General features: G+C 68.6%; 12 protein-coding genes and 1 pseudogene. 4 read left to right on the top strand and 9 right to left on the bottom strand.

Going from position 1 to position 10,769, the window contains the following annotated elements:
- From VN779_RS08985 to VN779_RS26390, 3 genes and pseudogenes are all read left to right on the top strand, one after another.
- Positions 1 to 580, top strand: a 580-nt coding sequence (locus VN779_RS08985; protein WP_325721986.1) for an RICIN domain-containing protein, incomplete at its 5' end; no start/stop codon positions are given.
- Between the two features lie 295 nt (positions 581 to 875).
- Positions 876 to 1,300 (top strand): annotated as a pseudogene (locus tag VN779_RS26395) (ATP-binding cassette domain-containing protein); the annotation flags it as partial.
- The gene (locus VN779_RS26390) at positions 1,280 to 1,456 is read left to right on the top strand and encodes a response regulator transcription factor (RefSeq protein WP_349260716.1); all 177 of its coding nucleotides are present in this window, start codon (positions 1,280 to 1,282) and stop codon (positions 1,454 to 1,456) included. The pseudogene VN779_RS26395 and the gene VN779_RS26390, both read left to right, overlap by 21 nt.
- A 29-nt stretch (positions 1,457 to 1,485) precedes the next feature.
- Here the strand turns inward: VN779_RS26390 and VN779_RS08975 are convergent, their stop codons facing one another.
- The 5 genes from VN779_RS08975 to VN779_RS08955 form a co-directional block, all read right to left on the bottom strand.
- On the bottom strand, positions 1,486 to 3,696 hold the full coding sequence (locus VN779_RS08975; RefSeq protein WP_325721984.1) for an MMPL family transporter: 2,211 nt from the start codon (positions 3,694 to 3,696) through the stop codon (positions 1,486 to 1,488).
- A 24-nt stretch (positions 3,697 to 3,720) separates the two neighbouring features.
- Positions 3,721 to 4,404, bottom strand: a complete 684-nt coding sequence (locus VN779_RS08970; protein WP_325721983.1) for a TetR/AcrR family transcriptional regulator — start codon at positions 4,402 to 4,404, stop codon at positions 3,721 to 3,723.
- A gap of 123 nt (positions 4,405 to 4,527) precedes the next feature.
- Complete coding sequence (locus VN779_RS08965) at positions 4,528 to 5,514, bottom strand: aldo/keto reductase (protein WP_325721982.1); 987 nt, start codon at positions 5,512 to 5,514, stop codon at positions 4,528 to 4,530.
- A 115-nt stretch (positions 5,515 to 5,629) separates the two neighbouring features.
- The gene (locus VN779_RS08960) at positions 5,630 to 6,460 is read right to left on the bottom strand and encodes a PIG-L family deacetylase (RefSeq protein WP_325721981.1); all 831 of its coding nucleotides are present in this window, start codon (positions 6,458 to 6,460) and stop codon (positions 5,630 to 5,632) included.
- 50 nt (positions 6,461 to 6,510) lie between these two features.
- A complete protein-coding gene (locus VN779_RS08955) occupies positions 6,511 to 7,071 on the bottom strand; it encodes a hypothetical protein (protein ID WP_325721980.1) in 561 nt (186 codons plus the stop codon).
- Between VN779_RS08955 and VN779_RS08950 the strand changes: the two genes are divergently transcribed.
- Positions 7,070 to 7,324, top strand: coding sequence for a hypothetical protein (locus VN779_RS08950; protein WP_325721979.1), 255 nt, complete (start codon positions 7,070 to 7,072; stop codon positions 7,322 to 7,324). The genes VN779_RS08955 and VN779_RS08950 overlap by 2 nt on opposite strands.
- Positions 7,325 to 7,329: 5 nt before the next feature.
- Here VN779_RS08950 and VN779_RS08945 read toward each other — a convergent pair whose 3' ends face one another.
- From VN779_RS08945 to VN779_RS08930, 4 genes are all read right to left on the bottom strand, one after another.
- A complete protein-coding gene (locus VN779_RS08945; RefSeq protein ID WP_325721978.1) occupies positions 7,330 to 7,794 on the bottom strand; it encodes a phage tail protein in 465 nt (154 codons plus the stop codon).
- Between the two features lie 42 nt (positions 7,795 to 7,836).
- A complete protein-coding gene (locus VN779_RS08940; protein ID WP_325721977.1) occupies positions 7,837 to 9,108 on the bottom strand; it encodes an MFS transporter in 1,272 nt (423 codons plus the stop codon).
- A 279-nt stretch (positions 9,109 to 9,387) separates the two neighbouring features.
- Positions 9,388 to 9,726: a GNAT family N-acetyltransferase gene (locus VN779_RS08935; RefSeq protein WP_325721976.1), complete on the bottom strand. Its 339-nt coding sequence runs from the start codon at positions 9,724 to 9,726 to the stop codon at positions 9,388 to 9,390.
- A 4-nt stretch (positions 9,727 to 9,730) separates the two neighbouring features.
- On the bottom strand, positions 9,731 to 10,753 hold the full coding sequence (locus VN779_RS08930; RefSeq protein WP_325721975.1) for a pirin family protein: 1,023 nt from the start codon (positions 10,751 to 10,753) through the stop codon (positions 9,731 to 9,733).
- Between the last annotated feature and the right edge of the window lie 16 nt (positions 10,754 to 10,769).

Raw genomic sequence — 10,769 nt, 5'->3', positions numbered from 1 at the left:
ACGCTGCGTCGGGGTGAGCCAATGGGGCGTGGGCGACGCCGACTCCTGGATCCCCGGCACCTTCTCCGGCTACGGCGCCGCCACCATGTACGACAACAACTACCAACCCAAACCCGCCTACACCTCCACCCTCAACGCGCTTGGTGGCTCGTCCGGCGGCGGTGGTGGTGGCGGCGGCGGGGGCACCTCGGGCGCCTTGCACGCGGTGGGTGCGGGTAAGTGCCTGGACGACCCGAACTCGACCACGACGCTGGGTACGCAGCAGCAGATCTATGCGTGCAGTGGCGGGGCCAACCAGACCTGGACGCACACCTCCTCCGGCGCGCTGAGCGTGACGGTGGGCGGTACGACGCTGTGCCTGGATGCCAACGGCAAGGGCACCACCAACGGCACCAAGGCGATCGTGTGGTCCTGTAACGGCCAGACCAACCAGCAGTGGACGTTGAACTCCAACGGCACCATCACCGGAGTGCAATCAGGACTCTGCCTGGATGTGACCGGAGCGTCCACCGCCGACGGCGCGCTGGTCGAACTGTGGGCCTGTAACGGCGGCAGCAACCAGCAATGGACCCTCGGCTAAGGCTAGCCAGGTCAGGCACGCAATAGACGTGCCGGGGCGGCGCACCCTAGGGCACCGGCGCCGCCCCGGCACCTACCTCGCTCCCGCAGACGGCAGCGCACCTGCCGGCTGCGGGAGTGGCGTGAAACGGACAGGACTGGTCATCCTCTGGTCTGATTGGGCGGCGGTACCGCGGTACGGCCGCCCGTCCATTTTCAGTCCGTGGTACCGGGGGTCGGGGCTGTGCCGCCCTAGCGTGAAGACATCGCCGCAGGGAGCAACAGCTGCGGAAAGGATCTGAACGCGAGGAGGGCGCATGATTGAGGTCAATAACGTCGTGAAGAAATACGGCGAGAGTCTGCTGTAGACGGCCTGAACTTTGTTGTCCAGCCAGGCGTCGTGACGGGCTTTCTCGGCCCTAACGGCGCCGGCAAGTCGACCACGATGCGGATGGTCATCGGACTGGACGCGCCGACCAGCGGCTCGGTCGTCGTCAACGGCTGCCGCTACGACAAGCATTCCGCGCCACTGCAGGAAGTCGGCGCGCTGCTGGAAGCCAAGTCCATCCACCCGGGCCGCTCGGCCTTCAACCACCTCAACGCGCCCGCGCTCACCCACGGCATTGCGCGCCGCAGGGTGCAAGAGGTCATCGAGCTGGCCGGGCTGCAAAGCATCGCCCGCAAGCGCGCCGGGGCCTTCTCTCTCGGCATGGGCCAGCGCCTGGGCATCGCCTCGGGGCTGACCAACAGCGAAATCGCCACGCGACTGCTGCTATCCGAGTCCACGATCAAGACTCACGTGAGTAAGGTCCTGGCGAAGATCGGTGCCCGGGACCGTGTTCACGCCGTGATCATCGCCTACGAGGCGGGTCTGGTCCGCCCGGACCAGACCCGCTAAGTCGCGCCGCGAGGCGGCCGATCGCCCTCCTAACTCGGGGTGCGAATCGGCAGTTCCTCCGGCTCGCTCGCCGGAGGCTGGGGTGCTTCCTCGACGGCCGGTTCGACATTCAGGCGCGGGATGATCCGGTCCAGTGCCTTGGGCAGCGCCCAGTTGGACCGGCCGAAAGCGAACATCAGCGCGGGGACGATCAGGGAACGTACGATCATCGCGTCGAGCAGGACCGCCGCCGCCAGGCCGAGGCCGAACAGCTTGATCACTCGCTCGCCGCCGAGGATGAACGCGCCGAAGACCAGGACCATGATCGCGGCTGCGGCGGTGATGGTGCGCGCGGTCACCGCCAGGCCGTGGCCGACCGCGTGGGCGTTGTCCTTCGAATGCTGCCATTCCTCGTGCATGCGGGCGACCAGGAACACCTCGTAGTCCATGGACAGCCCGAAGAGGATCGCGAACACCATCACCGGCAGGAAGGCCTCGATCGGCCCGGCCCGGTCCACGCCGATCAGCCGGTCCAGCCAGCCCCACTGGAACACCGCGGTGATCACGCCGAACGCCGCCGCCGCGGACAACAGGTTCATCACCGCCGCGGTCGCCGGAATCACCAGGCTGCGGAAGACGGCCAGCAACAGCAGCGAGGAAAGCGCCACCACGACGCCGATGAACAGCGGCAGCTTGCCTGCGATGATCGTGGAGAAGTCGTCGAAGATCGCGGTCTGCCCGCCGACGAGAACATGCAGACCGGTGCTCGCGGAGGCGGCCGGGATGGTGGCCGAGCGCAGGTGCGACACCAGGTCGGAGGTCGCCTTGTCCTGCGGCGCGGTGGTCGGGTACACAATCGCCATGGCGACCTGCGGCCCGCCGCTGTGGCCGACGAGGGCGGCGGGACTGGCGGCGGCGACGCCGGGCTGCTTGGCGATCTGCGCGACAATTTGGTCGAACGCGGTCACCTGCGCGCTGGACTGCACCGGGGCGACGATCTGCAGCGGGCCGTTGAATCCGGGCCCGAAGCCGTGCGCGAGCAGATCGTAGGCCTTGCGCGTGGTGGTGGAGGCCGGGTCATTGCCTTGGTCGGAGGAGCCCAGGCGCAGCGAGAGGAACGGGACGGCGATGATCGCCATGATGGCGATGCCCGCGGCGGCGTAGGCGGCCGGATTGCGCCGCACCAGATCGGCCCAGGCCGCCCAGCGCCGTGACTCGGCTTCGGTGCTGAAGGTCCCGGCTGCGATCGCGCGGCGCTGGCGGCGTGGCAGTACGCGGGTACCGAAGAAGCCGAGCAGCGCGGGCAGCAGTGTGATCGCGGCGGCCACGGTGAACAGCACCGCGACGCTTGAGGCGACCGCGAGGCCGTAGAGGAAGTTGAGTCCGAGGGCGAACATACCCATCAGGGCTATGCACACGGTGATGCCCGCGAACACCACCGCGCGCCCGGAGGTGTTGACCGCTGTGACCGCGGCTTCTTCGGGGCTCTTGCCGGCCTGCAACCCCTGCCGGTAGCGCGAGACGATGAACAGCGCGTAGTCGACCCCGACGCCCAGGCCGATCAGCGAGGCGAGCTGGGAGGTGAAGGAGGCCATGTTCATCGCGTTGGACAGCAGCCCGATCGCGCCGAGCGCGGAGCCGAGCGAGACCAGAGCGGTGATCAGCGGCAGCGCCATGCCCAGCAGCGAGCCGAAGACGAGGAAGAGCACTACCGCCGCCGCCAGCACGCCGTAGCCGACCCCGCCGATGCTCGGCTTGTTGGTCTGCTCGATCGCCGCGCCGCCGAGTTCGACCTGCACGCCGTTTCCGGCCGCTGCCTTCGCGGTGTCGACGACCTTGTTCAGCGCGTCGGTCGGTATCAGATTCGCCCGGTCGTCAAAGGTGATCGTGGCGAACGCGACCTGCCCGGTCGGCGAGACCTGCCGGGCGCCGCCCGGGGCGTATGGCGAGGCGATCTTCGCCACGTGCGGCAGCGCGGCGACCTGGTTCAGCATCGGGGTGATGCGGGCCTGCACGGCCGAGTCGGTGACCTTGCCGTCGGTCACGGCGATCACGATCTGGTCGTTGTCACCGGCGGCCTTCGGCGCGGCCGCCTCCAGCAGGGACAGCGCCTGCGTGCTCTCCGCGGTCGGCAGCGTGAAGCTGTCGGAGTACGCGGTGCCGGCGGCGCGGGAGAGCGCGCTCAGGCCTATCAGTGCGACCAGCCAGGCCACCAGGACCAGGCGGCGGTGCGTGAAGCACCACCGGGCGAGCGTGCGCATGGCGTTCTTCCTTGGAGGTTGGGATCAACGGCCCGATATGGCCGACGAGGAATCAGCGGGCACCGCGGCGGTGGCCAGCGGCAGGATGATCTGGTCGATCAGATGGTTGAGAAAGTCCTGGTCGATCGGTTCCGCCAGCACCATCTGGCGGTAGAAGACCAGAGCGGGCATGAGATGGGACAGCGAGTCGAGGTCTCGTCCGGCCGGGATCTCGCCGCGCGCGACCGCGCGTTCGAGCAGCGCGCGCTGCCTCAGCCGACGCGGCTCGACCAACTGCTCGCGGGCCATCGCGGCCAAATCAGGGTGCAGCGGCAGCGCCGCGACCAGCCCGGCCATCACCCGCAGCATCCGCGCGTCGTCCTTCTTCGGCCTACCGTCGACCAGGGCGTGCAGGTCGCCGCGCAGCGATCCGGTATCAGCAGGTTCAGGCATCTCGGTGGCGCTGCTGCGAGCGAGCGCGTCCACGACGAGTTGCGCCTTGGACGGCCAGCGCCGGTAGATCGCGCCTTTGCCCGCTCGCGCCGTCGCGGCTACCGCGTCCATGGTCATGTGCTCGTAGCCGTCACGCGCCAGGACGTCGATGGCCGCCTCGAGGATTTGCTGATCGAGGGCGTCGTCGCGCTTGCGGCCCCGCTTGCGCGGCAGGCAACCGCGCTCCTCTGCCGTGCCCGCTGCGGCGACGTCATCGGCATGCATGCGGGCGGACACCCACTCTCCGAACAGGGACCTGATCCAGGGGACTCGAGACGCACGATAGCCCGCCGCGGATGCGGAACGCAAGATTTCCGGAAATGAAGAGTACCGTAATTGCGCGAGTCCGGACGGGTGACGCTACTGGGCGTCGTCGAGTCGGGCGCGCTGCTCGGCCGTCAGCTCCAGATCAGCGGCAGCGAGGCTCTCGTTCAACTGCCCCACCGAGGAGGCGCCGACGAGCGGGATGACTGGGATCCGGCCGCCGATCAACCAGGCCAAGACCACTTGGTTCACGGATGCGCCGGTCTGCTTTGCCACGTCGCGCAGGGCGGCCAGGCGAGGCTGCGTGCCGGCGTGGTCGTATTCCGCGCCCAAAGGCTTGTCCGCGCGTACGTATCCGCCGTTGAGCAGCGGCGAATAGGCCACCAGCGCGAGGTCGGGCTCGGCTCGCAGATAGCTGAGAAGCTCACCGCCCGCAATGCCCTGATGGCCGTCGGGGGAGAGCGCGGTGCTCATCTCCGTGCGGCCGCGCAGGTAGCTGTGCTGGTACTGGAGCACCTCGTAACCGGGGAGCCCGGCTGCGGCGGCGATGCTTCGGGCCCGCTCGACCTTCCAGGACCAGTGGTTGCTGACGCCCAGCAGGCCGACCGTTCCCTCGGCCACCAAGGCCGCGAAGCCTTCTACGGTCTCCCGCAGCGGCGTCTTGGGGTCCTCGATGTGTGCGTAGAGCAGGTCGAGCCGGTCTACGCCGAGCCGGTTGCGGCTGCGCTGCGCGGACTCGCGGATCACCGCGGCGGACAGGCCCTCCGGGTTATCGATGTAGCTGGTTCCGGCGGCCAGCGGCCGGGCGCCGACCTTCGTGGCGATGACGATCTCGTTCCCGACACCTCGGCTGCGCCGCCAGCGGCCGAGCAGTTCCTCACTCTGCCCGCCCTGGTCACCGTGGACCCAGAACGCGTAGTTGTCCGAAGTGTCGATGAACGTGCCGCCGGCCTCGACGAAGCGGTCGAGAATCGCAAAGGACGTCGGTTCGTCCGTCACCGTCCCGAAGCGCATCGCGCCGAGGCTGAGGACGCTCACCTCGCGGCGGGTCTTCGGGTCGGCGCCGATCGTGCGGTACTTCATGGGACTCCTCTCCTCGCACCCCGCGATCGCGGGTATGGGACAGGAGTCTGGATGCTGGAGCGCGCTCTAGGTCAAGCCGGATTCGGCCGACCGCCTTCGCCGCGCGCCGCGTCCGTCAACGCAGACCGGCGAATAGATCGGTCTCGGGCAGCGGCGCTCCGGTGGTGTCGTGAACGCGCAGAAACGTCTCGGTGCCCATGAGTTGGGTGAACCGCTCGACGCCCATGCCGAGGAAGAAGATGTTGTCGCCCTGACTCGCGTGCGCGGCGAGCGCCTCGTATTTGCTTTCGCCGAACGATGTGACGTCTACCCACGTGGTGATCGCCTCATCGGGAAGGCCCATCGGCAGCGCTTCCTCTGCCGAGGGGTCCGGCTCTGGCACGTCCATGCCGAGTTCGGCCATGATGCGGCCGAACTCGACCATCGCCGAGTGCGGCATGGTGGTCCAGTACACCTTCGCCGGGAGCCCGGTCAGCTCCACCGCCGCCATCGTGATCCGGTGCGCCTGGATGTGATCGGGATGGCCGTAGAAGCCGTTCTCGTCATACGTCACCACGACGTCGGGCCGGTAGTGGCGCATCAGCTTCGCCAGCCGCTCGGCTCCCTCGGCGACCGGGGTGGTCCAGAACGATCCGGGCGCGGAGTTCTGCGGCCAGCCCATCATGCCCGAGTCGGCGTATCCGAGCAGTTCGAGATCGCTGACCTTCAGAAACCGGCAGCTGGCTTCAAGTTCGGCGCGCCGCGTCGCCACCACCGCGGCTGGATCGTGCCCGGGTTCGCCCGGCTTCGCGCCGCCGGCGCCGTCACCGCAGCCGCCGTCCGTACACGTGACGAGCACCGTGCGGATGCCCTCCGCGGCATAGCGGGCCAGGACACCGCCAGTCCCGCTGGCCTCGTCGTCGGGGTGGGCGTGCACAGCCATCAGCGTCAGCGGGTGATCAATCATGAGCGGCATCCTAGAGCGAGCCGCCGACAGACGGCGGTTCGCGCACTGAGCTATGTGGTGCCGGCGACCAGACCCGTGCAGTAGGGAAGCACGTTCTTCTTCGTCCCTGCCGCGGCGATCAACGTGGTGCGATCCGCGCCCCTGATGACGGACGGCCAACTGTTCCCTGCTGCCACCACCGAACGGCACAGATCAACCAAGCTGGGCGACGGGCTCGCAACCGGCGAGTTCGCGGGCGCCGCCGAGGCGGACGCCGCGGGTGAGTCCGCGCCTCCTGAACCTGAGCCTGCTGAAGCCGAACCTCCCGCCACCACGGCTCCACTCGACGCTGAGCTTCCGGCGGTGCTGCCGACGGAAAGCGGATCGGTCGGCGCGAGACCGGTCGCGGTGCCGGCGACGGGGGCAACGCTTGACGTGGCTGCCGGGCCGGCCCCGTACGGCTCGATGACGGTGCGCGGCTGACCTGGTTGCGTCGCTGCGAGATCGAACACGGCGACCGCGGTCGCGACGAGCGCCGCCACCGCCAGCATCGATCCCGCGATGATTGCGATCAGGCTGCGCCGCACGTGAGATCTGGGCGGTTCACCCGAGAGCTCTTCGGTCCCTGCCATGGCAGGCGCGCTAACGCCGCCTCGGCTGCGCATGACGCGGCGCTTCGACGTCGCCTGGGACGCCCGCCGGTACGCCCGAAGCGCGGCGAACGTTGCGCCCAGCGCACCGCGCATCCCGTCTCTCATCTCGCTGTCCCCTGATAGTGCGCCTGATAGGTCGTCACTTGACCACATCCGGGGTGCCAGCGGCAAGAGCCACGCCGAAGAGCTGAATTACCGCACCGCCGCGCGGGGCACGTTCCTCGTCGGCTGAGGCGTTCAGTACTCGCCTTTGATCACGAAGAAGGATCCGCGGATCACGCCGGCCAGCTTTGACTTCTGTCGCGCGAACTTGAAACGCGCAGCGAGTTCTTCGGGCACTTCCATGCCCTCGGAAAGCTTGAAGCCCACCGCGCGCTTAGCGCCTTCCGCGATGCCGTACATCACGTTGATCGCCAGGCCGGATTCGTAGAAAACATAGGCCATCCGAAGACCGTCCACCTCGAAGGAGGTCGCTTCGAGCGGGCGGGAGGAGATGACGAGGTCGCGCTCCTTGGCGAGGATGCCGCTGACCCAGTCGACCACCTCTGGCGCCTCGTCCGCGGGGCTGACGGTGAAAACGTGGTCGTACTTGTTCCGGTAATAGCGCGCCTCGTTGGCCCGCAGTCCCGCGAGTGCTTTCGCGACGGGCGACGATTCCAAGCCGACGGTGGAAACGTCCTCGAAGTCCACGGCGTATGACATGAATCCTCCTCGATGGTCGTCATTCGCGCGCTGGCTTGGATTTCAGATCCGCAGCCTTTGCGATGACTCCACGCTACGTCCCGGGGCCCGGCCCGGCTTCTCGAATCCTGACCGGTTGCCGCGCGGCAGCAGGAGCGGGCTGGCGAGAATGAGCACTCCGATGACCACGAGGGCCGTATGCGCGCTGGTGAAGTCGGCGAGCAGCCCCGCGAGGGCGGTGAGGGCCGCGATCGACGCCTGCTGGCCGATCGACCAGGCCGATAGCGTGCGGGCAATGAGGTGCTTGGGTGTGTGTTCCAGCCGGTAGGTGGCGAGCACCGGTGTATACAGGCTCATGCTGATGATGATCGCCAGCTCGACGGCGATGACCGTGACCAGTCCGACGATGCCGGGGCGGATGAAGGCCAGGCCGATGAGCCAGACGGCGCGCAGGGTGCCGACCGTCCGGAAGACCTGGTGTTGCCCATAGCGGGCTACGACGCGGCGAGCCAACCGGGAGCCGATGAATCCGCCAACGCAGGGAGCAGCGAAGGCGAGGCCGTACTGCCAGGGCGGGAATCCGAGCTGGCGCAGCAGCCGCACGGCTAGCAGCGGCTCGGTGGCCATGATCAGCCCGGAGACCAGCATGTTGTTGAGGTAGAGCGCGCGCAGCACGGGATGGTTCAGAATGTGCCGCCAGCCGTCCAGCAGTTCGCCGGCCCGGATCCGGCCCTTCCCTGCTCGCTGCGGGGCTTCATCGTGGTGGTGGATCGCGGCGATGCCCAGCGCCGAGAGCAGGTAGCTGACCGCGTCGGCTACCACCGTGGTGACCGGCCCGAACAGCCCGATCGCGGCCCCGCCCAGTGGCGGCCCGATGGCGATGGAGCTCCAGTTCGTCGACTCGAACCGCGCGTTGGCCACCAGCAGGTCGTCCGAGGGAACCAGGGTCTTGAGGTAGGCGCCGCTTGCCGCGTTGAAGGCGATCTTGGCCGTGGCGACCACGGCCGAGACGACGAGCAGCTGCACGAAGCTCAGCAAGCCGAAGGCGTAAGCGACGGGAATCGTCGCCATCGCCGCGAAACGGGCCAGGTCCATCGCGACCATCACCGGCCGCTTGCGGCGATACTCCACCCAGGGCGCGAGTGGCAGCGCGAGCAGCGCGCCCACGGCCGGCCCGACCGCGGAGAGCGCGGAGACCTGAGCCGGGCTGGCATGCATCACCAGGACGGCGATCAGCGGGAACGCGCCGAATCCCAAGCCTGAGCCGTAGGCGCTCACCGCGTACGCTGCCCACAGCCAGCCGAATTGGCGTCCCAATGGCCGTCTCGCCGCCACGCTCCCCGCCTTCCGCCAACGCCCCGTGGACCGTTGTGACTTCAACCGCCCTGCATCCAATCGGTGCGCAGGGGGCAGGTCAACCGACCAAGTCGGCGCTGAGCGCGCGGGGCGGGTCGCCCCGAATCGGCAGCGATCCTCATTTGCCGCAAAGGAGATTCGCCGCTGCGGAACTCAGTTTCCTGATTCGTGTACTGCTCGTGCGGCGCGGGTCAACGGTTCTGTGTAAGGGGCCGGACGCTCGCCTGAACGCGAGAGAAAGCTTCGCTCCGCGGCCAGTCAGCTCAGCTCCGACTCCAGCCATTTCCCGATCTCGGGAGTCACTGCGTCGGTGATGTCGGCGAACTCGTCGTGCCGCTTCAGGAACGCCGCGACGTACGGACACACCGGCACGATCCGCTTGCCTGCGGACCGCGTGTCCGCGAGCGCGTGCTGTACCAGTTGCGACGCCAAGCCCTGTCCCGCGAACGCGTCATCGACCTCGGTGTGGTAGAAAACGCGCTGGTTGTCGCGGTCGCGGTAGGCGACGAGGCCGGCTCGGCCGCCGTCGATCACGATCTGGTACAGCCGCTCGGCGTCAACCCGCTCGACGGTCGCGGCGGGGGACGGCTCGCTCATGGCGTTACCTTTCGGGTGCGGGTCGGCGGCGTGGGGGATTGCTGCGCGGCAGAATGGTCGCGTTCGGCAGCGCGGGCGCCGGAAGGCGATTGCCCGGATAGCCCTGCACGACGCCGAAGCGGTCCGAGGACGCCTCCCAGTCTTCCCGGGCGCGCGCGATCTCCTCGTGACTGCGGCCGACGAAGTTCCACCACATGACGATCTCCTCCCCGAACGGCGGGCCGCCAAGCAGGATCGCGCGTGCTGCGCCGTCCGATTCGTTCGTCAGCGCCAGGACTTCGGTGCCGTCGGGGACGTAGCCGAGTTCGGCCGGACGCAGCAGGGTGTCGATCACGCGCACGTCCCCGCTGTCGACGAGCAGTCCATGCTCGAACGAAGCGTCCACGCCAAGCTCGACGGTCGCCCCCGGCCCAAGGATGATTTCCGCCCCGAGCAGCGGCGTGAACGTGTGGACCGGAGAGGTATCCCCGGCCAGCGAACCGAGGAAGACCCGAATCTCGGCGCCGTCGAGCCGCACGGCCGCAGGCACGTAGTGCTCGAAGTTACGCGCGGCGGCGCGGTGCGCGTCGGGCAGCGCCACCCACAGCTGCACGCCGTGGGTCACCGGAACCCGCCCGGTGGAGACCTCCGAGTGAGCGATGCCGTGGCCGCCGGTCATCAGGTTCAGTTCCCCGGGCCTGATCAAGGCGTGGCTGCCAAGACTGTCGCGGTGCTCGATCTCGCCGCTGAACAGCCAGCTGACCGTCTGCAGTCCGGTGTGCGGATGTGGCGGAACGCTCATGCCGCCGGTCGCCGTGTCGTTCGGCCCGTAGTGGTCGGCGAAACACCACGCCCCGATCAGCGTTCGCGACCGCTGCGGCAGCGTGCGGCGCACGAGCATCGCGCGGGGCCCGCCCAACGGCACCTCGCGCGCCGTGAGCACCTCGACGCCGGGCAGTGCGGTCGGCCTGGTCTTTCCGGCCGCCCGCCCGCCATCAACCGTGGCGCCGCACCTGAGCTCCGCCGGCTCGGTTTCCACATTGCTCACCGAAAGCACCTCCGGG

Source organism: Actinocrinis sp., from assembly GCF_035605935.1.
Lineage (GTDB): Bacteria > Actinomycetota > Actinomycetes > Streptomycetales > Catenulisporaceae > Actinocrinis.
Note: the sequence above shows the minus strand (reverse complement) of the source record. Positions and strands in the feature narration are given on the sequence as shown.